At 41.4% G+C, this 25,566-nt stretch carries 22 protein-coding genes; 19 read left to right on the forward strand and 3 right to left on the reverse strand.

From position 1 onward, the window contains the following. Nucleotides 1-179 precede the first annotated feature (179 nt). From V6C17_RS14740 to groL, 4 genes are all read left to right on the forward strand, one after another. Nucleotides 180-1,601, forward strand: a complete 1,422-nt coding sequence (locus tag V6C17_RS14740; protein ID WP_333523341.1) for a sensor histidine kinase — start codon at nt 180-182, stop codon at nt 1,599-1,601. 2 nt (nt 1,602-1,603) lie between these two features. Then, nucleotides 1,604-2,191, forward strand: a complete 588-nt coding sequence (locus V6C17_RS14745; RefSeq protein WP_333523342.1) for an ANTAR domain-containing response regulator — start codon at nt 1,604-1,606, stop codon at nt 2,189-2,191. A gap of 382 nt (nt 2,192-2,573) precedes the next feature. After that, nucleotides 2,574-2,858 (forward strand): co-chaperone GroES, encoded by a 285-nt coding sequence (gene groES, locus V6C17_RS14750; RefSeq protein ID WP_333523343.1) that lies wholly within the window; start codon nt 2,574-2,576, stop codon nt 2,856-2,858. Nucleotides 2,859-2,894: 36 nt separating this feature from the next. Further along, nucleotides 2,895-4,532, forward strand: coding sequence for a chaperonin GroEL (gene groL, locus V6C17_RS14755; protein WP_333523344.1), 1,638 nt, complete (start codon nt 2,895-2,897; stop codon nt 4,530-4,532). An 85-nt stretch (nt 4,533-4,617) separates the two neighbouring features. On the opposite strand, the gene V6C17_RS14760 is transcribed toward groL, so the two are convergent. Then, on the reverse strand, nt 4,618-5,787 hold the full coding sequence (locus tag V6C17_RS14760) for a site-specific integrase (protein ID WP_333523345.1): 1,170 nt from the start codon (nt 5,785-5,787) through the stop codon (nt 4,618-4,620). 30 nt (nt 5,788-5,817) lie between these two features. After that, nucleotides 5,818-6,261 (reverse strand): helix-turn-helix domain-containing protein, encoded by a 444-nt coding sequence (locus tag V6C17_RS14765; RefSeq protein ID WP_333523346.1) that lies wholly within the window; start codon nt 6,259-6,261, stop codon nt 5,818-5,820. 857 nt (nt 6,262-7,118) lie between these two features. Here V6C17_RS14765 and V6C17_RS14770 point away from each other — a divergent pair. From V6C17_RS14770 to V6C17_RS14780, 3 genes are all read left to right on the forward strand, one after another. Further along, nucleotides 7,119-7,316, forward strand: coding sequence for a helix-turn-helix domain-containing protein (locus V6C17_RS14770; protein ID WP_333523347.1), 198 nt, complete (start codon nt 7,119-7,121; stop codon nt 7,314-7,316). A gap of 17 nt (nt 7,317-7,333) precedes the next feature. Continuing rightward, nucleotides 7,334-7,681 (forward strand): hypothetical protein, encoded by a 348-nt coding sequence (locus V6C17_RS14775; RefSeq protein ID WP_333523348.1) that lies wholly within the window; start codon nt 7,334-7,336, stop codon nt 7,679-7,681. Between the two features lie 66 nt (nt 7,682-7,747). Further along, nucleotides 7,748-8,623 carry a rolling circle replication-associated protein gene (locus V6C17_RS14780; protein WP_333523349.1) on the forward strand — a complete coding sequence of 292 codons (876 nt, stop codon included), beginning with the start codon at nt 7,748-7,750 and terminating at the stop codon, nt 8,621-8,623. Nucleotides 8,624-9,018: 395 nt separating this feature from the next. Here V6C17_RS14780 and V6C17_RS14785 read toward each other — a convergent pair whose 3' ends face one another. Beyond that, on the reverse strand, nt 9,019-9,510 hold the full coding sequence (locus V6C17_RS14785; protein WP_333523350.1) for a hypothetical protein: 492 nt from the start codon (nt 9,508-9,510) through the stop codon (nt 9,019-9,021). Nucleotides 9,511-10,011: 501 nt separating this feature from the next. Between V6C17_RS14785 and V6C17_RS14790 the strand changes: the two genes are divergently transcribed. The 12 genes from V6C17_RS14790 to V6C17_RS14845 all read left to right on the forward strand — a co-directional run bounded on the left by V6C17_RS14790 (nt 10,012) and on the right by V6C17_RS14845 (nt 25,549). After that, nucleotides 10,012-11,931: a type I restriction-modification system subunit M gene (locus V6C17_RS14790; protein WP_333523384.1), complete on the forward strand. Its 1,920-nt coding sequence runs from the start codon at nt 10,012-10,014 to the stop codon at nt 11,929-11,931. Beyond that, a complete protein-coding gene (locus tag V6C17_RS14795) occupies nt 11,928-13,223 on the forward strand; it encodes a restriction endonuclease subunit S (RefSeq protein ID WP_333523351.1) in 1,296 nt (431 codons plus the stop codon). The genes V6C17_RS14790 and V6C17_RS14795 overlap by 4 nt, the downstream gene beginning before the upstream one ends. Further along, entirely contained in the window at nt 13,220-16,414 is a 3,195-nt protein-coding gene (locus V6C17_RS14800; RefSeq protein WP_333523352.1) for a type I restriction endonuclease subunit R, read from the forward strand. Before V6C17_RS14795 ends, V6C17_RS14800 begins: the two co-directional genes overlap by 4 nt. Nucleotides 16,415-16,627: 213 nt before the next feature. Next, complete coding sequence (locus V6C17_RS14805; protein ID WP_333523353.1) at nt 16,628-17,038, forward strand: TIR domain-containing protein; 411 nt, start codon at nt 16,628-16,630, stop codon at nt 17,036-17,038. A 2-nt stretch (nt 17,039-17,040) separates the two neighbouring features. Continuing rightward, nucleotides 17,041-18,006 carry a caspase family protein gene (locus V6C17_RS14810; RefSeq protein ID WP_333523354.1) on the forward strand — a complete coding sequence of 322 codons (966 nt, stop codon included), beginning with the start codon at nt 17,041-17,043 and terminating at the stop codon, nt 18,004-18,006. A gap of 1,150 nt (nt 18,007-19,156) precedes the next feature. Next, entirely contained in the window at nt 19,157-19,828 is a 672-nt protein-coding gene (locus V6C17_RS14815) for a YjbH domain-containing protein (protein WP_333523355.1), read from the forward strand. A gap of 149 nt (nt 19,829-19,977) precedes the next feature. Next, the gene (locus tag V6C17_RS14820) at nt 19,978-20,658 is read left to right on the forward strand and encodes a hypothetical protein (RefSeq protein WP_333523356.1); all 681 of its coding nucleotides are present in this window, start codon (nt 19,978-19,980) and stop codon (nt 20,656-20,658) included. A gap of 55 nt (nt 20,659-20,713) precedes the next feature. After that, nucleotides 20,714-21,454, forward strand: coding sequence for a polysaccharide deacetylase family sporulation protein PdaB (gene pdaB, locus V6C17_RS14825; RefSeq protein ID WP_333523357.1), 741 nt, complete (start codon nt 20,714-20,716; stop codon nt 21,452-21,454). Between the two features lie 283 nt (nt 21,455-21,737). Beyond that, nucleotides 21,738-22,829, forward strand: a complete 1,092-nt coding sequence (gene mqnE, locus V6C17_RS14830; protein ID WP_333523358.1) for an aminofutalosine synthase MqnE — start codon at nt 21,738-21,740, stop codon at nt 22,827-22,829. Nucleotides 22,830-22,832: 3 nt separating this feature from the next. Then, entirely contained in the window at nt 22,833-23,672 is an 840-nt protein-coding gene (locus V6C17_RS14835; protein WP_333523359.1) for a menaquinone biosynthetic enzyme MqnA/MqnD family protein, read from the forward strand. After that, nucleotides 23,669-24,697, forward strand: a complete 1,029-nt coding sequence (gene mqnC / locus V6C17_RS14840; protein WP_333523360.1) for a cyclic dehypoxanthinyl futalosine synthase — start codon at nt 23,669-23,671, stop codon at nt 24,695-24,697. The genes V6C17_RS14835 and mqnC overlap by 4 nt, the downstream gene beginning before the upstream one ends. Nucleotides 24,698-24,724: 27 nt before the next feature. Then, nucleotides 24,725-25,549, forward strand: a complete 825-nt coding sequence (locus V6C17_RS14845) for an MTAP family purine nucleoside phosphorylase (RefSeq protein ID WP_333523361.1) — start codon at nt 24,725-24,727, stop codon at nt 25,547-25,549. Nucleotides 25,550-25,566 lie beyond the last annotated feature (17 nt).

A 25,566-nucleotide genomic window follows, 5' to 3' on the forward strand; every position in this document is an offset into this window, starting at 1 on the left:
GTAGAAAATAGGGCCATTAATAAGTGTAGTGAATGTGTATAACTTTGTGGATATTGTGGATAAATCTAAAAGTGATATTGACTTTTATTAAATAAAAAAAGTTTACGCGAAAAGGAATTTTGTGACTAAAGGTTGAATAAAAATTAATTTAGTAATATGCCTGGAGGATGGATAGGAAAATGGGAGTTATTGGAGATGTATGCCGTAAGATAACTGTATTAACCATTGCGCAAATTGAAATACTGGATAAACTCAGCGGTATCTTTCCTTTAGTGTGCGATTTAGCACACGCTCAATTAACTATTTATACTAAGGCTACCGATGAAAATTTATTGGTTATTGCTGCCCAGTTTAGACCGAATACAAGCTTTAGCCAATATAAACCCAATTTGCTTGGAACTACTGTTTATTCAACTGAGGAGCCATTAATTTGGCGTACTATGTCTACAGGACAGCCTATCTGCGGTCAGAGAGAATGGGCACTCGGAATGTTGATGGAGATGCAGACCTACCCGATAAGGGATTATGATGGTAACATTATTGCAGTAGTTAGTTTTGAAACAAGTCATGAAGAGATTCGTACTGAAGGATATAATATTCTGCTTGATACTGCCTATAAACTTCTTATTAATGCAAGATCACCTTTTGATGGAAAACTTCATCGCGCACTTTCGGCAAGTGATGGCATTATAATAACGGATGACCGTGGTAAAATAATTTTTGCAAACGGTGCTTCAAGCAGTATTTATAAGATATTGGGAGTTGGACGGTTAGTTGGTCGCTATATTTACGATAAGCAGATAAATATGCGCTATACTAAAAAAACAACTTCTAGTCAAATGCCCTATGAGAGCGAATTGGAGGCAGGCAATTTAATCTTAGTCCAGCGAACCATTCCGATCATTCAGGGAGGGCAGGTCTTACGCACTGTAATTGTTGTTTCAGACGTAACTGAACTCAAAAAAAAGGAAAAAGAGTTACTAATAAAATCCGCGGTAATCCAAGAGATTCACCATAGAGTCAAAAATAATCTTCAGACGATTGCCAGTTTACTGAGGCTTCAGGCTAGGCGGACTAAGTCTACTGAAGTTAAGGCGGCACTGCGTGAGAGTGTTAACCGAATTTTGAGTATTTCAGTGGTTCATGAATTTTTATCACAGCAGGATGCTGAGATAATAGATGTTGCTGAAGTTGCGAAAAATATCCTGGATCTAGTTATCCAAAACATGTTAGAGCCAGACTTTAACTTACAAACCGTCTTCAATGGCGAAACGGTAATACTGCCGTCGGAGCAAGCAAGCAGCTTAGCCTTAGTGATTAATGAGCTTATCCAAAATTCAATAGAACACGGTTTTATTGGCAGGCCGGAAGGTCTCATTGGTGTGGATATAAGCACGAATCCAGACACTTATCGTATCGAAATATACGATAATGGTATTGGACTGCCAGAAGATTTTAACTCACAGGCGTCCAAAAGTTTGGGGCTTCAAATTGTAAGAACTTTAATTGAGGATGACTTAGGCGGCACTTTTGAATTGTATGCTGATAAGGGTACGCACGCGCGTATCGCAATTCCTAGAACCATTGAGGGAGGAAGATAAAAATGCAACAATTGCGTGTAGTTATTGCTGATAATGAATCAATAATTAGAATGGATTTAAAAGAGATACTTGAAGAAGCCGGTCATATTGTTGTCGGCGAGGCTACTGACGGGCTGAAGGCTATTGAACTAACGCGCAAGTATCGTCCTGATTTGGTTATTATGGATATTAAAATGCCTGAAATGGATGGCATTACAGCTGCTAAAGCTATTTCTAACGAAAAAATTTCGCCAGTACTTCTGCTAACAGCTTTCAGCCAAAAAGAAATTGTTGAAAAAGCGAAAGATTCCGGTGTCTTAGCGTATTTAGTAAAACCGGTCAAAGAAACAAATCTTTTTCCTGCTATTGAAATCGCATTATCACGGTTTCAGGAATTTGCTGAATTAGAGCAAGAGTTGGAAGATGTAAAAAACTCTCTTGAAACTCGCAAAATCCTTGACCGAGCTAAAGGGATACTGATGGATGCGTATAATCTAAATGAAACTGAAGCATACCGTCGTATTCAGCAATATAGTATGAGTAAGAGAAAGTCTATTAGAGATGTAGCTCAAGCGATAGTTGACTCTGTTACCAAGAAGAAGGAAAAATAGCAATTAGCCTGAACTGTTAGGTTTAAATTAATTAAGCATAGCAGTTCAGGCTAATTCTTTTTTTGCCCCAATAAGAAGAATAACTTCTTATTGGGATAAGTTCTATCAAACTCCGCCTAAATTAAGATCTCACTTTATATGGGCCAGTCAATGTAAAATGTAAAAGCTAAAAAACTGACTAAATTAAAGAAATTCGTAATAATAAAGCGAATTCAAGTGTTAATTTTAAAAAAAAATTAGCATAAGCCTTATTTTTCCGTTTATTGCTCTTGATTTTTGGCAATGAATTATATTATGATAATTTATGGAATTAGCACTCGCGATTGGTGAGTGCTAACAAATAAACTAATAATATAAGACATCATAAAGGGAGGTTACTTCAATGATTAAGCCATTAGGCGACAGAGTGGTCATTAAAGTTTTAGAAGGGGAATTAAAAACAAAGAGTGGTATCGTTTTACCTGATACTGCTAAGGAAAAACCCCAAGAAGGTCAGGTTGTAGCTGTTGGTACTGGTAAATTACTCGACAACGGTCAACGTGTAGCCCTTGATGTTAAAGAGGGAGATAAAATTATTTTCTCTAAATACGCTGGTACCGAAGTTAAAGTTGAAGGTCAAGAATACCTCATTGTAAGCGAAAGAGATATTCTGGCAATAGTAGAGTAATAAATATACTATTCAAATAAGGGAGGATTACATATAATGGCTAAACAAATTTTGTTTGATGAAGACGCACGTCGTGCACTCGAGAAAGGCGTAAATGCGCTTGCTAATGCTGTTAAAGTTACTCTTGGTCCTAAGGGCCGTAACGTTGTTTTAGATAAAAAATTTGGTGCTCCAACTATTACTAATGATGGTGTTACTATTGCTCGTGACATCGAATTAGAAGATCCGTTTGAAAACATGGGAGCGCAGCTTGTTAAAGAAGTTGCAACAAAAACAAATGATGTTGCAGGTGACGGTACTACAACTGCTACTTTACTAGCACAAGCTATGATCCGTGAAGGAATGCGCAATGTAGCAGCAGGCGCAAACCCTATGATTATTAAAAAGGGTATCGAGAAAGCTGTAGTAGCTCTTGTAGAAGAAATTAAAAAGAACGCTAAAAAAGTTGAAACGAAAGATGCTATTGCTCAAGTTGCTTCCATTTCAGCAGCTGACGAAGAGATTGGCCAATTAATTGCTGAGGCTATGGAAAAGGTTGGCAAAGATGGCGTTATCACTGTAGAAGAATCCAAAGGTATGGGAACTAGTCTTGATGTTGTTGAAGGTATGCAATTCGACCGCGGCTATATATCCCCTTACATGGTAACAGATACAGATAAAATGGAAGCTGTTTTAAACGATCCTTATATCCTTATCACAGATCGCAAAATTGGCGCAATTGCTGATATGCTTCCTGTACTTGAAAAAGTTGTTCAACAAGGCAAAGAATTACTAATTATTGCTGAAGACGTTGAAGGCGAAGCTCTTGCTACTTTAGTTGTTAATAAACTTCGTGGTACCTTCCGCGCTGTTGCAGTAAAAGCTCCTGGCTTCGGTGACCGTCGTAAAGCTATGCTTGAAGATATCGCCATCCTTACAGGCGGTAGTGTCATCACTGAAGAACTTGGACGTAAACTTGACAGCGTTCAATTAACAGATCTTGGACGCGCTCGTCAGATTCGCGTATCTAAAGAAGAAACTACTGTTGTAGACGGTGCTGGCCAAGCTGACGATATTAAAGCACGTGTAGCCCAAATTAAAGCTCAAATCGAAGAAACAACTTCTGATTTTGATAAAGAAAAACTTCAAGAACGCCTTGCTAAATTGTCTGGCGGTGTAGCTGTTATTCAAGTTGGTGCAGCTACTGAAGTTGAACTTAAAGAAAAGAAACTGCGCATTGAAGATGCACTTAATGCAACTCGTGCTGCTGTTGAAGAAGGCATCGTAGCTGGTGGTGGTACTACTTTCATCGATATTCTGCCTGTTCTTGACGGTGTGGTTGCAAGCGGTGATGAAAAGACTGGTGTTCAAATAGTTAGACGTGCTATTGAAGAGCCAGTTCGTCAAATCGCTAATAATGCAGGTCTTGAGGGATCTGTTGTAGTAGAAAATGTTAAAAAATCTGGCAAGGGTATCGGCTTTAACGCTCTTACTGAAGAGTATATCGATATGATTGCTGCTGGTATAGTGGATCCTGCTAAAGTAACTCGTTCCGCACTGCAAAACGCAGCCAGCATCTCAGCTATGGTATTGACTACTGAAACACTAGTAGCTGATAAGCCAGAAAAAGATAACCCTGCAGCCGCCGCTATGGGCGGTATGGGCGGCATGGGTGGCATGGGCGGCATGATGTAATAAGAGCCTGAGATCCCAGAAAATCTGGGATTCCAAGCTCGATGTTAAGCCCAATGCTCACATTTTGACCACATAAAGAATATTTTTAGAGGCAGCTCATTAGTTCGCTAAACTTTTGAGCTGCCTCTTTCTTCTTTGTTCTTGTGACGTGGAGGTAAACCTTTCTTGTGATTTCATCATCAGAGTGACCAAGCCGCTCCATAATCTCCTCAAGCCCAACACCAGCCTCAGCCAGCAGGGAAGTGTGTGTATGCCGTAACGAGTGGGGCGTGAGGTTTGTGCTTAACCCACTCAGTTTTAAGAGCCTTGCCATTCGATTCTCTACAAACTTGATATAGTGAGGGTAGCCAAATTTATCTTCTGTTTTTGTAAATATAAAGTTCTTGTCGTGATAAGTCTCGCGGTGTTTCATTCTTATAATATTTTGTTTTAAACGGTGACGCTCAAGTTCTTGGATAACAAGCTTGTCCACTTCAATCGTGCGCTTTGAGCTGCCAGTCTTAGGTGTCTGGAGCTTGTATTTTACAGTGTTGTTGCTTGGGTTGTAGTACGTCTTAGTAATAGTGATTGTTTCTTCATCAGAATCGATATCAGTCCATTTAAGGGCGCATAATTCACCGACCCTTATACCAGTATAGGCCAAAGTCAGGAAGATTGCGTAATCGCCTTCTAGGCCCTTTTCGCGAGCTGTTCTGAGTAAGACAGCTAATTCCTCTTTTTCGAGATACTTCGGGATTTCAGTCTCTTGCTCTAGTTCTTCGACCGTTTTCTGCACACGTGGAATACGAGCATATTGTGTAGGGTCATCTTTTCTTATTTTCAGCTCGACAGCTTTCTTGAAGATCATGCGGCCGGTGCCGTGGATACCAGCAAGAGTATTTTCGGCATAACCATCTTTTTTAAGGTCAGTTAGAGCTTTCTGATATATGCGGGGAGTAATGTCCTTGATTTTTGTGTTTGCGTCAAATAGCGCAACCAGGCAATTGCTTTCATGCCTTCTAACTCTAACAGAACTCTCTTTAACGTTGTCACCATATAGCTCCAGCCACTCGTTCACAAATTGTTCAAACGTTATATCTTGCTCTTTAACATAGGTGCCATCCTCAACTTCTCGTAAGACCTCCGCAGATGCCAACTGGGCATCCTTTTTTGTTTTAAAGCCGCTTACTGTTTTTTGATCTCTTCTGCCATCCGGCTTTCTGCCAATATCTATGGTATAAGACCATGTAGAACCACGTTTGCGGAAATATGCCATATATACTCCTCCATTATAAGGTGAAATTCATTATGCCGATTTCTTATTTTGCTTTTGCAATTTTAGGGCTTCGATCCAAGCAATAAAGTCATGCTTGTCGACTCTCTTGGAATTTCCGATGTCGAAGTTCGGGATTCCGCCATCAGAGGGGTGGAATTGGAACAATTCATAAACTCGGCGTCGGGAAATATGTAAGTAGTCGGCGATATCCTGAGCTGTCAGGATGTCTGACATAGAATCAAGATTTCTATTCATTCGACGAGGTTTTGAATGAGTGCCATTGCATTCGGTTAGTTTTGTTGCATTTAAAGTAGTCACGATTATATCCGCTCCTTCAGCATAATAGGTTAATAAACACGAAGGCACCAATTGGACACGGTCAATCAAATCATTCGTAGTGACGATGACTTGATTAGACAATGCGCAATTGGCGCCTTTTAGCTGAAAGTGTATTAACAAGTTGCTAGTGAGCAAATTTACTCAAAGCCGCTTGACTTATCATAAGTATTCAATTGTATTCTAACACAGGATTGAAATTACGTCAACATATTATGTCGTATTTGTAAAAAATTACTTCATGAGTTAATCGTTCAATTCACGAGTCTGCTGTTTGGATAACTTTGTGCTGTGATCGACACTAAAAGTATTCTGTAGCATAATTTCATGTATTCTACATTCAGATGTACTGCAGTGCCGGAGCAAGAATTTGCACAACTGGCTTCCATTGCTCGCGTTATAAGCTGTCGATCTGCAGATGGCCGCTATTCACTGCCGTCCAGGCTCTGTTAGTAATTTTATGTGCGGCAAATAATGTCTTCCTTGCTGCTTGTTCCACTCTGCCAGATTCCCGTGATAGGTAGTCTGCCGGATTGAACATAGAAGGCAAACGTTTGACGGTGTCCTTTACTGAGTTCGATTAAATATAATGTAACTCCCTTGGTCTGTTCGCTAATGGATTCCAGATAAGCGTCGAACTACTTTGATCGCCCCCTTTTTATACAATGTGACGCAGACAAGATTACCGTCAGCCTAAGCGGTCCAAAAGCGGCTACCGTATTTATGGATGCTCACTAGATTCACCTCCTTTCAAGTTCAGAAATAAAACGAAAGGCCAACTTCTACCGCATTTATTGTGCGGCGGAAATTGGCCTTTTGCTATCTCGACCCCCGGGGGCAAGAATACCCAGACGGACAAGTCATCAAGCATATAGGTTCTAGGAGCTGTGATTGTAATTAGATCGATATAATTATGCATTTTTGGATTCATATTGTGTAAATGACAGATAAGGCTGCGTAATGTATTTACGAACGGAATGAAGGGAGGTGTAGCGATGAGCATGATTGATTTCGATGCGCTGAGGCATCTGCGACGGAAGCGCGGGCTGACTATTCGAAAAGTTGCTGATTTGATCGGCAAGAACCCAGGTACGGTTTGGCGATATGAGAATGGAAAGACCCAGGTTAAAGGGGAAGTTTTATTCCGGCTAGCCGACTTATATGGGGTTGATGTTTCTGTTTTAAGAAAGTGATTAGGAGATGGTTAGATATGAGGCAATTGAGTAAGAAGGCAGAGCTACGCAAGATAGTAGAGGATTACGCGGCCATACGGGATGTAAATACAAAACGCGGATGGCGTCACTTAGACGCGATATTGGAGAAAGTTCACAGCCTTAATTTGGCGGAAGAATGTACGTTAAGAAATGTGACACGTCCGCAGTTTCTCAGTGAAACTGGCATGATTGATGAAGCAATCAAACTAATGAAGGATGATTTAAATGTACTAAAGGCACGGAAGGCAAGCAAATATGTTCCAACACCTTTTGAACAGATGGTTAAAGCAATCTGTGAAGAAGTGAAATTGATGCCGAAGCCGACTAGAAACCTACAACTTTAGAACAGTTTTGCGGCGTCTAATACTTGAGGATATACTACGCAGTTATAACAGTAAGGGGTCGTTTGTATGAAGAAAAACCAGGTTCAGGCCACTGTTCCATTCTCAGTAGCCTGCCAAAAGCTCTATGCTGATGCAGTAGGATCAAACTTCAAAGTAGTGGTCGCTGGGCCTTATATTGAGGTACAGGTCTATGAACGCAATATTCTACACACAGGGAAGCCCCGGCGTAGCGTAGGCAGGCAGGATAAGTGTGCATCAGACGACCCCATTGAAAGAAACAGCAACATGAAAGCATATAGAGCGCGCCGCAAAGCAAGAAAACTTGGAAGGATAATCAATGAAAATTTTACAGATGGGGATACATTCATTACGCTGACATTTCAGACTGTAAAAGAAATAGATGAGTCGTTAAAAGCATTCCGCCGATTCTTACAGGAACTTCAACGAAAAGTTCCTGGAGTAAAATACATCGCTGTAGTAGAGCCGCATCAACGAAGTGGCTATCATCTTCATGCGATCATAAATAGACAACTTCCAAAGGATCCAGAGGAAGCGGCTCCTTTCATCAAGGAAGGTGTGATCAAAAGCAAAAAAGGATGTCTGTCAGCTTTATGGCCGCATGGTTTTATTCATGTTAAGATTCTTGACACAGAGTATGGAAATTTAGGTCACAACTTAGCAAACTACATTACTAAGGCAACAGATGATCCAAGAATGCATGAGAAACACAAAGTATATCGATCAGATAATCTAAAAGCGTATACAACAATGTGCGATTGCGACGGCATTAGCTTTCTTCAAAGGGAAGTCGTTGATAAGGGACTGACAGAAATATATAGCTATACTCAGGATAAAGTGGATTATGTTGGATCATACCATTACTTTGCATTCAATCGCTTGGAGGCACATACCTCGCAATCTAGTTCACGCTTGGTCTCTTGAAATATTACCACGTATAGCAGTTAATGTAGTTTAGCATTCGGGCTATGCGTGAATCTATATGGAAAACAGCCTGCCCTATATGGGTAGGCTGTTTGTGCTTTTAAGAGAAATTGGAATCATTCAATCAATAACTCATGCCATTCAATCAATAACTCATGCAGCGGAAGGATTATGCGCTTCCTCCGACTAATCTGCAAGATCGCAAAAAACACCAGGTATTCCGGTGGAGGAAGGCCTAAGCTGGCTGTTTCGTAAAAACGGCGCAAAACGTGGATATTAAGTGTGAGGCAGAAAATGTTAACCCCTGCATCCAGCATGGATACAGGGGTTTTGGGTGTTATGGAGAAGGATCTGCATTTGGTAGCTTGTTTTAAGTGGCTAAATAAGCGGTAATATCATTTATTTCGGCCTTTGTCAGCGAGAAACAGTTCAATAGCCTCTCTAATTGCTTGTGATCTTTGGATATTACTTATGCGACAATAATTGTCCAATTGATTAGTTGTTGCCGTGTCCAGACGGAAATCGATCTTCTTATCGGCGGAGTTAGGTTTCGGTGGGCGTCCTCTATCGGGAATAACAACAGAAAACGTATCGTTATCAGGATTATATGCGACATGCAGATATTTTCGCTTGCGATAGTATTCTTGATGTGTGCTTATGAATCTTGCCCAGATTGCCACATACTTTGCCTTCGTGTCCTCAAAACGCTCCGGTAATATGCGACCCCGTTCCTTTTCGCCAAATTCTTTAATAAATTGAGTAGCTATCTTAAATGTTTCTTTCGTCAGCGGCTGCGCTGGTTCGTTTGTCGGTGGCTGCAGAGTAACAACTAAGTCGTGCTTTAACGAAAATAAGTCGTAAGGGCCGAAACATATTCTTTGGTGCAATACGGTAACCTCCATGGGGCATTTGTTGTGCGGCAATTATAGAATAAGTGTGATTTGGAATTGTGTCAAGGTTACTTTACCTCTCAGACATGCCCATCAGTGAGTAGGACTGGTCAGTTAAGAACGGTAGATACAACGGTTCTCGTATATCCTTGCTCAGCGAGAACGGCAAAAAGATACAGGAGAACCGTCCTACTGTATTATGCTTAAAATCGCTAAGTAGTAGGGTTCCATCACTTTTGAATGAGATAGATGTCCCCGAAGGGGCTTGAGAAATTCCAATCAACAGTTTTGCCGCTACTTGAAGCCTCATGCTAGATAGTAGGGAGCTATGGTACTTGGAGTATAAAGGACGGGTGAAGCGGTAGCTTCTTACTTGGTTCTTACTTATTTGCTGGGCAGGGAAACCGCATGTGGTGTAGAAATCATACCTTGTTCAGAAAATGTTTATTGGCACCGTACGGCAGAAGATATAACTAAGGAGAGTAATTGATCGTGGAAATGAAACAGCAAAACTTAGCAGATTTTATTTGGAATGTGGCTGACTTACTCAGGGGTGACTTTAAACAGTCCGAATTCGGCCGAATCATTTTGCCATTCACAGTGTTGCGCCGCTTGGAATGCGTGCTTGAGCCAACTCGGGATGCAGTGCTTGAACAATATGAGATGATGAAAGACAGTGGCATTGACTTTGAATTAATTTTACCAGGTGCGGCACAGGCGACTTTTTACAATATATCTCGCTTCTCGTTGGCTACAGTCGGCGCAACCAGCACCAGAGCTAATCTCGAAGATTATATAGCCAAGTTCTCGCCCAACGCAAGACAGGTATTTGAGCATTTTGCATTTGACGGCTGGCTGGCCAAGCTAGAGACAGCTAACCTTCTATACCTGGTAACCCAGAAATTCGCCTCCATAGACCTCCATCCCGATACCATAAGTAACGCCGAAATGGGCTTGGTCTTTGAGCATTTAATTCGCAAATTTGCTGAGTCGGCTAATGATACGGCAGGAGAATTTTTTACGCCTCGTGATGTGGTACGGTTGGCTACAACCCTGGTTTTCGCCCCTGACCATGAGGCATTGAACGGCGAAGGTGTAGTGCGTACGGTGTATGACTGTGCTGCCGGAACAGGCGGCTTTTTGTCATCAGCTATCGAGCAAGTGGCAGAGTGGAATGGAAATGCTCGGATGGTGCCCTATGCCCAGGAATTGAATCCCGAGACGTACGCTATCTCGGTGGCGGACAAGCTAATCAAGGGATATGACACCCTAAATATTAAGCTGGGCAATACACTATCCAATGATCTGCTGCCGGGCGAGCGGTTTGACTACTGCCTGGCCAATCCCCCTTTTGGCGTGAAATGGGAAAAGGTACAAAAGGAAGTGCAGAACGAGCAGAAACAGCTTGGCTATGCCGGACGTTTCGGTCCGGGTCTGCCGCGTGTAGGCGATGGCTCCCTCTTGTTTTTAATGCATCTCTTATCAAAGCGAAAGCCGTTAGAGCAGGGGGGGAGCCGCATCGGCATTGTCCTTTCAGGCTCGCCATTGTTTAACGGCGGGGCTGGCTCAGGAGAATCGGAAATCCGGCGCTGGATATTGGAGCAGGACTGGTTGGAAGCCATTGTAGCTCTGCCGACAGACTTGTTCTATAACACCGGTATCGGCACTTATATTTGGATTCTTTCTAACCATAAGGAGCCTCAGCGCAAGGGCCTGGTGCAGCTTATTGATGCCACCGCCCTTTATTCACCCATGCGCAAGTCTCTCGGCAGTAAGCGGAAATTCCTGTCTGACGAGCAGATTGCAGAGATTGCCCGTCACCATGAAGTATTTGAGAATACTTCTACTAGCAAAACCTTCGCTACGACCGATTTTGGCTACCGCCGAATTACGGTAGAGCGGCCGCTGCGGTTACGTTTTTCTGTAACGCCAGAGCGCTTAACAGCTTACCGGGATACTAAAGGCAGTGATCAGGCTGACTCTTTTGCGGCTGTTCAGGGCTCTTATGATGACGTGAAAAACTTCTTAGCGGCAGCTAAAGTGAAAAAGCTGAGTAAAGCAGCCCATAAAGCGGTGCTGGCTTGTTTTGGCGAAAAGTGTATTGATGCACAGCCAGCAGTTGATATTGATGGATCGGTCATGGCTGATACGGACCTACGGGAATATGAGAATGTACCGCTAAGCGAAGATATTCGCGACTACTTTGCTAGAGAAGTGCTGCCTCATGTGCCTGACGCCTGGATTAACGAAAGCAAAAAGGACGAAAAAGACGGTCTGGTCGGCATTGTGGGCTATGAAATTAACTTCAACCGCTATTTCTACCAATACCAGTTGACGCGCGGCCTAGAGGAAATTGATAGCGAGCTAAAACAGGTAGAGGACGAGATTGCAGCGCTTTTGAATGAGGTGACGGCATGAGACTGTACAAGCCCTATCCAACGTATATGGATTCGGGGGTAGCATGGTTGGGAATGGTGCCGGAACATTGGTCAATAATCAGGCTAAGATACCTTTTGGCAGAGAAGAAGAGAAAAGTCACGCCATTTCTTCCATGTGGTGCTATTAGTTTTGGAAATGTTGTATATAAGGATAGCGAAAGTATACCAACAGAGACCAGAGCAACCTACCAGGAAGTTCTTCGCGGCGAGTTTTTAATTAATCCAATCAATTTAAATTACGATTTAAAAAGTCTCCGAACAGGACTTTCTGAAATAGATGTTTGTGTTAGTCCTGCATACATCGTTTTAAATACTATAACAGATTCAGACAAGCGTTTTCTGAAATATTTGCTCTTCTGTTTTGATATTTTACATATGAAAACTCTTGGAGCAGGAGTCAGACAAACTATCACATTTGAGGAAATTGGTGGATGTTATATTTGTCTGCCTTCATTGAGTGAGCAACAAATCATAGCGAATATCCTTGACCGTGAGACCGCCCGTATAGACACACTTATCGAAAAGAAAGCTCGCTTTATTGAACTACTGCGCGAAAAACGACAGACGTTGATTACTCAAGCAGTTACGAAGGGGCTTGACTCTAATGCTAAGATGAAAGATTCCGGTGTAGATCGGTTAGGGCAGGTGCCTGAGCATTGGGCAGTTACTAGATTAAAATTTGTTGCTTATAAAATCATTGATTGTCCGCATGAAACTCCTGTTTACTCAGATGAAGGAGATTTTCCGGTGATAAGAACTGCGGATATAGGATGCGGAACAATCGATTTTTCTCGGATGAAGCTTGTCAACAATGATGAATACGAGAAAAGGATAAGAAGGTGTAGTTTAGAATCCGGAGATATTGTATATAGTCGTGAAGGGGAAAGATGGGGTTTTGCCGCTTTAATCCCACCTGATATAAAGGCGTGTCTGGGACAACGAATGATGCAGTTCCGCTGCGATAAAGATATAGTCCCTGATTATTTGATGTGGCACCTTAATTCAGATGCTGTCTATAACCAAGGAAAAGTTGATATAGTTGAAACAACATCACCGCACGTCAATGTTGAAACGGTACGTAATTACTTTCTTTGTTTGCCGCCGCTTTTAGAACAGAAGGCAATAGTCGAGTATATTAATTCCAAGATAAGAGATATCGATAACATTCAATATAAAATCGCCAAATCTATCGATCTCCTCAAAGAACGCCGCATAGCCCTCATTACTGCCGCCGTTACTGGTCAAATCGATTTAAGGGAGGCTGCCCCATGAGCCAAATCCACCATGAATGTGAACTGGAACGGTATATCGTTAACCAACTGCAAGCAGCGGGCTGGTTGGTAGGTCGATCGAGCGGCTACGACCAAGCCTCAGGGTTGTACTCAGAAGACGTTATCGGCTGGTTACAGGACAGCCAGGCCGAAACCTGGGACAAGCTAGAGCGGATAAATGGCTCTTGCACGGTTAAAGCGGTACTGGAGCGCCTCGTGAAAACGTTGGAGAGCAAGGAGGGTGGCACCGTCAATGTGCTGCGTAGGGGTTTTTCTATTGCTGGCGGCGGCAATTTGTCCATGAGCCAGGCAAAGCCCGAAGACGAGCGCAACGAGACAGTTATCCACCGCTATGCCGCCAACCGATTAAGGGTAGTTCCGCAATTGCGCTATTCGCTGGACAAGGCTGATGAAATCGATTTGGTCTTATTCATTAACGGTATCCCGGTTGCAACGGTGGAACTCAAGACTGACTTTACCCAGTCGGTGGAAGCGGCCATGCACCAGTATCGCCAGGACCGGCAGCCAAAGAATGAGAAAACCGGACGGGAGGAGCCACTTTTAACCTTTAAGCGGGGTGCAGTAGTACATTTCGCTATGAGCGACAGCGATATCCGAATGACTACTAAACTCGCTGGTGATTCAACCTTTTTCCTGCCTTTCAATCGCGGAAATGATGGAGCTAAGGGCAATCCTCCGGGTGAGAACGGCGAGTATCCGGTGAGCTATTTCTGGCAGAGGGTTCTGCAAAGGGACCATTGGCTACGAGTCTTCCACCGCTTCGTATTGCTCGAGAAAAAGGAAGCCCAAGATATAAGTGGCAAATCCTACTTCAAAGAGAACTTGATTTTTCCTCGATTTCACCAATGGGAATGTGTCGCCAAAGTCATCGACGCCGTCAGGCAAGAAGGGACTGGTCAGCCCTATCTGATTCAGCACAGCGCTGGCTCTGGTAAGACGAATACTATATCTTGGACGGCTCATGAATTGATTCGCGTGCGCCAGCCTGACGGTGAGCCATATTTTCACAGCGTTATCGTCGTGACCGACCGGACCGTGTTAGACAAGCAACTGCAGGATGCCATTGCCCAGATCGAGCATCAGACCGGCGTAGTACGAGCTATTGACCGGGAAGCCTCCAACTCGCCGAAGAGTCAGCAATTGGCTAAAGCTATGCTGGAAGGAACACCGATTATTATTTGCACCTTGCAGACCTTCCCCCATGCGCAAAAGCTGATTCTTCATGAGAAGAGCCTCCGTGACCGCCGTTTCGCTGTTATCATCGACGAAGCCCACAGCAGCACCGGCGGCAGTACAGCTGATGATTTGCGTTATGTATTAACTGGCCAGAGCGAAGAGGAATGGGAAAAACTGAGTAAAGATGAGAGGCTGTCAGTATGGCAATCTTCCCGCCAGCGGCCAGGCAATGCCAGCTATTTTGCCTTTACGGCAACACCTAAACATTCAACTATTAGCTTGTTTGGTCGTCCCCGTAATCCGGCCCAGTTAGTAAGCAAAGACAATCCGCCGGCACCTTTTCACCTCTATTCCATGCAGCAGGCAATTGAGGAAGGCTTCATCCTGGATGTGCTGAAAAACTATACCAGTTATAAGGTTGCCTTTCGTATTGGCGAGCAGTTTAATAAAAGTGCTGATAAGCGGGTTGATGAAAAGAGTGGAAAAAGGGCTTTGGCTAAGTGGCTATCCCTGCATCCAACCAACGTAGCGCAAAAGGTAGAACTAATCATTGAGCACTTTCGGCAGAATGTAGCTCATTTGCTTGGCGGCCAGGCTAAAGCCATGGTAGTGACTTCATCACGGGCGGCGGCAGTCAAGTATCATTTAGCTTTAGAGCGGTACTGCCAACAGCAAGGCTACAAAAACATCCAAGCGATGGTGGCCTTCTCCGGCGATGTGCCAAACAAAGAAGTACAAGACGAGTCCTTTCCAGAAGACTATCAGTTTAACGAGAGCAACAGCAATCCCGGCCTTAATGGGAGGGATATGCGCAAAATGTTTGACCATCCAGAATATAGGGTAATGATTGTAGCCAACAAGTTTCAGACTGGTTTTGACCAGCCCAAGCTGGTGGCTATGTACCTAGATAAAAAGATATCCGGGGTGGAAGCGGTACAGACGCTGTCACGACTGAACCGTACTTACCCCGGAAAAGATAAGACCTACGTTATTGATTTCGCTAATGATCCCGAAGAAATTTTGTCTGCCTTTCGGACATTTTATCGTGATGCAAAAGTTGCCGATATCCAAGACCCCAATGTAGTGTATGACCTGAAGGCTAGGCTAGATGCATCGCTGATGTATGATGCTGTGGAAGTAGTTGCTTTCGGTGACGCTATCGTTGACAAAAATGTGACTCACCAGAAGTTATTCTCCTTGACTCAGCCGGCAACGGACCGTTATAACGTTAAAATGAAAGCACTCAACGATGCGATTGATCAGTGGGAGCGAGTATGGGAGAAGGCAAATGAAAAAAGCGATAAAACTGGCAAGGAAAATGCCGAATTGCATCGATCCGAGCTATGCACAGAACGAGATGAACTCTTGATCTTCAGTGAAGGATTATCAAAGTTTGTCCGCACTTATGAATATGTAGCACAATTAGTTGACTTCGGTGATCCAAACCTAGAGGCTTTCGCAAACTACGCAAGGCTCCTGCGCAAGCGATTACGAGGTATTGGCCCTGAACAAGTCGATTTGGCTGATCTAAAACTTTCCCATTATCGTATCAACCAGGGCGGTGAATTATCAGGAGTCAATGGTACGAAAGAAACACCGGAGTTGTATGGCATTACGGATAATGGACAACGCGAGGCGCGAGATCGTCAGAAAAAGTATCTGTCAGAGCTTATAGCTAGGCTGAATGCTGCCTTTGGTAAGGATATCAGTGACAAAGACCAAGTAGCCTTTGCCGTTCATGTTTCTGAGAAACTGCGCGAGGATTTGCTAGTAATGGCTCAGGTGCGGAACAACCCTCGCGACCAGGCCATGAAAGCAAACTTACCAAAAGCCACGATCCAGGCTATCAGCAGTGCTTTTGCGACTCATCGTGATATCGCCACACGATTATTAAGTGACGAGGCAAGCCGCACATTGTTTCTAAATGTTGTCTATGAAATGCTTAAGCAAGATCAAAGTGCTGAACTTATAAAGGCCGCACGTGAAAATGAATAATTCAGCAGTAGGTTAGACAAATAATTAAAGGATCTAGGGAGGTTTCCCCTAGATCCTTTGTCTACTGTACGTTATTAGTATTGTCACAAGCTATTGTAGAAATTTTGTGAAAAGTGTAGAAATGTAAGCGATACCTGAAGGATTACTAAAGCCGATAGCCAAGTATAAAAGTAATAAGATAACGGGCTTATTGAAGCAAAAGGAGTGATTGGCATGGCGGATCCACGGGCGTTTATAAGTTTTGATTTTGATCACAACGAAGAAGAAAAGACATTGTTTGTTGGTCAGACAAAAAACTCACGTACTCCATTCAACATTGAGGATTGGTCTTCAAAATTATCCTTACCACAATCTAAGTGGGAGGAGATTATCGAGGCGAAAATTAAAAAATGTAACATGCTTATAGTTCTTGTAGGTAAATATATGGCTTCAGCTAGTGGCGTGAAAAAAGAAATTAGTTTTGCAAAGAGTAATAATGTCCCGGTTTTCGGTGTCTATGTTGGGGGTGCGGACAAAACTAGTACATTACCTGAAGGACTACAGCGCAACCGCACTATTGATTGGAAATGGGATGCCATTGCAGCAGCAATAGACCAAGTTATGACGGAAGGGAAGAATAAATAGTTATGAAGAGGGCACTAGTTGTCGGTATAAATAATTATCCCTCTTGCCCACTTCGTGGTTGCATTAATGATGCAAAAGAATTTTCCGAAACTATTGGATCTAATGATGATGGTTCGCCAAATTTTGACGTAAAATATGCAGAAGACGTTCCTAATAAAGCGACCCTAAAAGGCTTAATTGTTGATTTGTTCAGTGGAGCTTGCGATACGTCACTGTTTTATTTTTCGGGACATGGTTTTATAAACGAACTTGGGGGATACATTGTAACGCCTGATTACGGTAAATATGACGAGGGTGTTTCTATGGACGAGATCCTCACACTTGCAAATAATTCTAAGGCACAGGATAAAATTATTATCTTGGACTGCTGTCATTCGGGAGCGTTTGGCTCTCCTAAAATTACAGGACATAATGCCCATATATCAGAAGGTGTTTCTATACTTACGGCAAGTAGAGAAGACGAGCCGTCTTTAGAGATCGCAGGTCACGGTGTTTTTACTAGTTTGCTACTAGACGCTCTACGTGGTGGCGCTGCAGACATTAGGGGTCATATCACACCAGGTAGTATTTACTCGTACATTGATCAGGCATTAGGCGCGTGGGATCAACGGCCGGTTTTTAAAACTAACATAACAAGGTTTACTTCAATCAGAAAGGCAAGGCCTTCCGTCCCGTTAGAAACACTAAGAAAAATTGTAGAGTATTTCCCCAATCCGAAGCAAGAATTTCCTTTAGATCCTTCTTACGAGGATACTAATACGGAAGAGGTAAAGCACGAAATAGTTGAGCCTTATGCTAAAGAAGAGAACGTTAGGGTATTTAAAAATTTACAAAAGCTTCAGAGTATTGGCTTAGTTGTCCCTGTTAATGCAGACTATATGTATTTTGCCGCAATGAACTCAAAGTCTTGCAGACTTACGGCTTTAGGCTATCACTATTGGCGGCTTGTCCACGACAAGAGAATTTGACCCGTGTTAACTAGTAGGTAATGAATTTGACCACCGGTTGACCACGCTCTCAAAGAAAAGTTGTACAATCTAATGCAAGATATTACAGCATACATCGGTGGAAACTCAGTTTTTCCGCAGGATTGTGAATGCTTATGAACGATATTACAGCTTGCGATCTCATGGGCGGCATGATGTAATATTTGCCGTAACCCGTTTAAAAATGGGTTCGTCAAATGATAAGCATAATTTGCTAACGTTTTGTTACTGAACATGCATAAAAAATTAGAGGTTGTCTATAAGTATAAAACTTATGGGCAGCCTCTTTTTTGATATAAATTGTTCCATTAGATTATATACTGTTGTCATAATTATGTCATATTTCCAAATTATAATTTAAATAGTAAATAAAGGAGGAATTAAATCTATAATATAAATTCCATTGGAGTGTGATTAAAATATGAAAATAACTCCTATTATGTGTATCTATAAAAGCGAGTTGTTCGATTATAAATATAAAGACAAAAAAACTGAATCCAATAATAAATCAACATATAAAAATCAGTCAACATTTAAAGCGATGCTAAATGATGAAATGTTGCGAGCATAAACGTCCAAAGAACAGATGCGCTTTATTATTTTTATTTAAGATAAAAAAAGCTGCTTAAAATTAGTATCTTAAGCAGCTTTTTTAATACGCTAGTCTTTATTGTCATTTTTATTACGTGAATATAATAACTCCGATTTAAAATAAAAATATATACAAGAAATAACAGTAATAGATGCTGCAAGCAAGGCAACACAGCATGAATGATCGTGCATAATTCACCCTCCTACTATTCATAACAACTTTACCTAATAATAGTATATTCGGGTAATTATTAGTGTGCCATAAAAAAAGCCTCCACATGCGATTGCGGAGGGCGGGATAAGGAGGAAATATTTAAAACTACCGTTTATATTATTTCCTAAGTCTAACAGCTTATTACGGTTAAAAATTGGTAATAAAAATGCCCCAAATGGGGCAGAGGTAAAATGTCTGTAAATATTATATGTAAATTAATAATACTTATCCACGGTGAGTGAAAAATGTTTAATCCATTAATGTAAAATCGTGTCAGTTTATGTTATAATACATAACGTATTTTGTTTACAAGAAAGGAATTATGATATGAAAAAAACTGCAATTTTATTTTCTTTTGTTTCCATGCTGCTAACTTCTACTGTATCAGCTGGAGTAGTGATGGCTCCTAGCGATCCGAGTTCGCCAAATGATTATCACGCTAAAATTGGTGGTACAGGTGTAATTAATACTCCTCATGCTATAGCTTTAGACAAAGGCGGGTTCTCTATAAGCTATCACGATTTAACAGGTAGCCAAACTCTTACTCAGGCTAATATTGGAATCGGTGGTAATCTGGAGATAGGTGTTACTAGCTTTAATTTAAATAAAGATGATGAAGCTACATACGGAAATTTGAAGTATCAATTTCTAAAAGAGACTATTGCGACACCTGCTTTAGCAATAGGCGTGGTGGATATTTCCGATAAATACGGACGTAATGCTTATATTGTCGGCTCTAAAAATCTACCTGTAATTGACACTAAAGTTTCAATTGGTATGTATCAAAAGGGTGATAACAAAGCTTTTGCAAGTGTTGAAAAGACTTTTACACCACTGTTAGGCAGCAAAAATCTCTTTCCATCAACTACGCTTAAAGTTGAATACGATGGCGAGGATACTAATTTTGGAGCAAGCATTGCTACAGTTCCAGGTCTAAAAATTGATATTGGCAGCCGGAATGGTCATGGTTATGCTGGTGCCACATATGTTTTTAACTAATCTAAATAAGTAAATACTGATCATCTTTGATAAAATTATGAATAACCCCTTCTATTTGAAGGGGTTTATGCTTTATAAGGCGAAGTAATGGATATAATTATAAATAATATTTTTTTAATTTATTTCGTTATAATAGGGGGCTATATAAAGTGTTTGGGATGAAAAAAGATAAGCCTGTAGTAGTTGAAAAAAGCGATAAAATAGAACCTAAGTTAAAGGGGCGGCTGCCGGCTTCTAAACTAGATAGGCAGCTACTAAATAAACTATGGGATATATTCAACGCTGATGGAGAGTTTTTATGGACTTCGGAAGTAGGTACCGGCGGTGATATATTAGGCAAACAAGAAGAAAGACCTAAACAAGCAGTAAATTCATGGGATGAATTAATTGAATTAATGCAGACATTGCCTCGCATTGACAGTCTGACCATTACAGCAGAAGTACCTGACAAAGGTGTAATCGCTTTAGCTTTTCGGAATTTTGCGCCAGCAAGCGGTAAATTGGTAGTTTACAGCGAAGATGAGAAGTGGGCGGAAGATAAGTATTTTGATATCATAGAATTATTTGAAGCCCATAAAGATACCTTTCCCAATATGATTCATACTAGAATTGGATTTGGTGTTGTACAATCAGTAATCCCATTAGCATTATCTTGTGTCGTGGCTGTATTTTTGGCTGCATTTTTAATTCCAATAGAAATTAGAAGGACACAATATTTATGGTGGATTACCGTTGCAACATCAATAGTTACTCTGAGATTAGCCTATACTATTTCAGACAAACTAATTATTTACGCTATAAAAAAATATCCATATATTCGTTTTTCATAAATTCGTCTCCTTTCGCATAGATACTATTGTAGTTGTGCGGAAGGGGGATGAAGGTGTGATTATAAATCTGCGCAGGTTATTGCAGCATCGTCACTTGTTTTATAGTATTATTGGCTTATTAGCCATAGGTACGACATATATCCAAGTTGCCGATGTTATTTCCGGCGGTCCTATTGCCATTGCTGGAGTAAGAACAGAGCAAAAGGTGGTTGCTTTAACATTTGATCATTCCTGGGGGAATAAATTTACACCATCGATACTAGATACATTACAGAAAAATGATTTAAAGGTTACCTTTTTTATCATGGGGCCATGGGCGACAAAATATCCTGAAGTAGCCCAGAGAATGGTAAAGGACGGACATGAGATTGCAAGCCATGGCTATCGCCATGAAAACTACGGTGATATGACGCCTGAGTGGGTTAAGAGTGATATCGAAAAAGCCCATGCTCAGATTAAAGAAGTTACTGGTGTTGAACCTTCGCTTCTGCGTCCGCCAAATGGTCACTACAGCCAGCAATCACTTAAAGCGACTGATGAAATGGGTTATAAGACAATAATTTGGAATGTCGATTCGCTTGATTGGAAAAACCCCGGAAGAGATGTTATTGTTGAAAGAGTAACAAAACGGCTTAAGCCTGGAGCGATAATATTACTCCATGCATCCGATACACCGGTTCAGACGGCTGAAGCTTTGCCGATCTTGGTTGAAAAGATTAAAGCGGAGGGTTACCAAATTGTAACTGTTGGTGAATTGCTCACCAAGTATGGTGACAAAGGTGTTCAGCGCCATTAGGATTTTAGAGAGATTGCTTCTAGATGCGAAGCGATCTCTTTTTTGCTCTAGCCATAAAGAACATCCTTTTTATAAGTGAGGAGTACACAGGTTTCCGCTTACACCAAAAGCTTGGTGTAAGCCTTCTTTTCTTTAGTATATAACTTGTTTATTTTGGCAGGAAAATAAATAACAACTACCGAAATAATTAAAGTTTTAAATAAGTGACAAAATACTACTTAATAACCTAATATTTATTACTTTATTTTTGAGTGGTATGCTGATCTAAGGGTGGTGAAAAGTCATGTCAATTTTAGAAGCCGCTTCAACTAAAATTAATAACGGCGAACGGATTAGTTTTGAAGAGGCCTTAGCTTTATATCATAGTAATAACTTACTGGATTTGGCTAAGCTAGCTAGAACAATTAAGGAAAGAAAATCGGGCCGTAATGTTTTCTTTAATGTTAACAGGCATATAAATTTAACCAATATCTGTTCTGCCGGATGTCCTTTGTGTGCTTTTGGCTGCAAATCAGAAAATAAACAGGCATTTACATTGGAGCTAGAGGACGTTGAAAAACTTATCGCTGAGACTAAGGAACAGTCGCCAGATTTAACTGAAGTACATATGGTAAGTGCCTTACATCCGGATAAACCTTTTTCGTATTATGTTGATATAGTTAAGATTGTAAAACAAAACATGCCGGATGTACATTTAAAGGCATTTACTCCGGTAGAAATAGCTTATTTCGCCAAGATTGCTAACCTAAGTGTTGAACAAGTTCTTGAGCAGCTAAAGACAGCTGGACTGGACTCGTTGCCTGGGGGCGGAGCGGAGATTTTAGATGATGAAGTGCGAAAAATTATTTGCCCCAATAAAGCGACAAGTGCTGAGTGGATTGAGGTAATAACAACAGCCCATAAACTAGGTATACCTACAAATGCTACCATGCTGTATGGGCATATAGAGACAATTGAACAGAGATTAAGGCATTTATTTACCCTGAGGGATATTCAGGATCAGACTGGCGGTTTTCAAGCGTTTGTTGCCTTTCCTTTCCATCCTGATAACACCGGTTTTGACCAGCTGAAGCGGGTAACTTCGTGGGAAGATCTTAAAATGATCGCATTGGCTAGGATTATATTAGACAATATTGATCATGTAAAAGCATTTTGGATGATGCTGACATTACCAATTGCTCAGCTAGCGTTAGCCTTTGGGGTTGACGATTTAGATGGGACAGTCGTAGAGGAAAAGATAATTCATGCTGCTGGCGCTAAAACAAACAAAGGCATAACAAAGGCTGAAATCATAAATCTTGTGCAAGAAACAGGTTATATTCCAGTTGAGCGGGATACTTTTTACCAGCCTCTGGCAATAATGAGCGGAGTGTAGAACATGGAAAAGCCGAGTTTAGGACATATTAATTTTATTAATTGCTTACCCTTATCATATGGTTTAAAGTTTGGTGGTTATGCTGAGGATGTAGAGGTATATCCCGACGTGCCAGCCAAGCTAAATGCTAAAATTGTCGGAGGACAGCTAGACGTAAGTCCGGTGTCTTCGATTGTTTATGCCAGAAATAGTGATAAATTTGTACTTATGCCGAATGTATCGATTAGTGCTGACGGAGCATTACAGAGCATTTTATTAGTTTCTAAGAAACCGATAGAATGTCTTGATAAAACCAGAATAGCTTTGACTGCTAAATCGGAGACATCACATTGTTTGCTTAAAATAGTACTACATAACGCCTACAAAGCTTCTCCGGATTACTACGTAACAGATCAATCGCTGGATGACGGTGTATTAAATAACGCAGATGCAATATTATTTATTGGGGATGATGCTCTGTACAATTATCATAACCGTCGTGATGGGTTATATTATTATGATGTTGGTGATGAGTGGAAAAAACTAACTGGTCTGCCAATGGTTTATGCAGTTTGGGTTATAAAAAAACAGTTTGCAGTAGATAACCCTATGCAGTTGCAAAAAGTCTACGAGAGTGTTATTGGCGGCTTTGAGTTCGGTCTTGAAAATCTGGATAAGGCTATAAATTGTTTTTTAGATAAAATTCCCTTCAGCTATGATCAGGTAAATAAATACTTACAACTGCTTAATTGGAAATTTACTAACGAGCATGAAAAAGCACTGCTGACTTTCTATCAAAAAGCTTATGAAATCGGGTTAATCAAAAAAGTTCCAGAAATTAAATTTGCGGAGGTGGCTAAATGATAAAGCTAACCTCACAGCAAGCTGTGGATATGCTACAGCAGACCGATATATTAGAACTCGGAAAAATGGCCGATGAAGTACGCCAGAAATTACACCCTGGTGATGATGTAACCTTTATCATCGACAGAAATATCAATTACACTAATGTATGTTCAAGTGAATGTCGGTTTTGTGCCTTTTTCCGCCGGCAAGGCCATGAAGATGCATATATTTTACCCAACGATGTTATTTTAGAAAAAGTTAAGGAAACTATTGAGGCTGGCGGGACGCAAATTATGCTGCAGGGCGGTTTGCATCCTGAGCTTGGTTTAGATTATTATACTGATTTACTTAGTCTGATAAAGAAAAACTATAATATTACTATTCATTCTTTTTCACCTGCTGAAGTGCTGCATGTATCCCGGCAAGCCGGTTTGACAATTACAGAAACATTATCTCGGCTCAAGGAGGCGGGATTGGATTCTCTGCCTGGCGGCGGTGCGGAAATTCTAGTAGATGAGGTTCGAAAACGAGTAAGTCCAAAAAAAATCAGCGCAGGCGACTGGCTTGATGTTATGTCATCAGCACATGCTGTGGGTCTTAAGAGTACAGCTACAATGGTTATTGGTATGGGCGAGACTCTTGAACAGCGTATTGAGCATATGGAGAAAATTAGGGCACTACAAGAAAAAACCGGGGGCTTTAGAGCTTTTATTACATGGACATTCCAGCCTGGTAATACCGAGCTGGGCGGAGAAAAGACCTCGGCTTGGGATTACCTAAAGACACTGGCGCTAACCAGGCTTTATCTGCCAAATATCAGCCATATCCAAGGTTCCTGGGTTACGCAGGGTCAAAATATTGGTCAGTTGACTCTAGCCTTTGGTGCTAATGACTTAGGCAGTATAATGCTTGAGGAGAATGTTGTTAGAGCAGCTGGTACAGCCTATCAAATGTCGATAGACAAAATGGTAGGCATTATAAAAGCTGCTGGCAAAATTCCTGCTCAGCGCGACACGGAATATAATGTAATTCGGCGGTTTTAAGCAAATAAGAATGGATGAGGCGATTAGATGAATCTACTAAAAACCGAATTCGCTGTTATCGGCGGTTCGGGTACTTTATCAAGTGATTTTCCACTTGGAGCAAACGATCCAGGTGTAAAAATTTTAGCCGATGATATAGAGTTTGAGACACCATACGGCTTGAGTCCGGCTTTTCGGTTATTTAGTGTGGACGACCGGCAGGTTCTGACTTGCAAAATGCATGGCTGGCGCAGTGGGGTCAGCAGGGCGGATGCATCAAGGCAAGTATTTTGGGCTCTAAGAGAGGCTGGAGTAAAGCGAATTATTGCTGAGGGTGGTGTCGGAACAGTCAACCATCTGCTAGATCCGCGTGATTTTGTAATACCAGATGATTATTTGGATTTATCCTTGCGTAAAGATGTTGGTCTAGAGGGAAGATATCTATTAGTGATGCGTGATGCGTTATGTTCTGAAGTCCGGGACAAACTAATAGAGACTACTCGCAGTAATTATGAGGGGCGAATTTTTACAAGAGGTATTTATGCGGTTACCGAAGGGCGGCATTTTGAAAGCCCTGCCGAAATTGCAATGATGAAGGGACATGCTGATATTGTTGGTCAAAGCCTATGTCCTGAGGTTTATTTAGCACGTGAAATTGGCGCTTGTTTTGCCGGTCTTTACTATGTCGTAAATTATGGCGAAGGAATTGTTAAAGAATGGTCGCATCAAGAATTGCAGGATATTTTTTATGATGATGCACCGATGATCAGCCGGATAATTTTGGACACAATTAGACAATTACCGGCTAAAGGTGAATGTGAATGTAGTGACTTGCGTAAAGAAACTCTGCTCAAAACTATTTACAATAAGTAGAATTATATGGTATATTG

Source organism: Dendrosporobacter sp. 1207_IL3150, from assembly GCF_036763085.1.
Classification (GTDB): Bacteria; Bacillota; Negativicutes; order DSM-1736; family Dendrosporobacteraceae; genus JBAIYU01.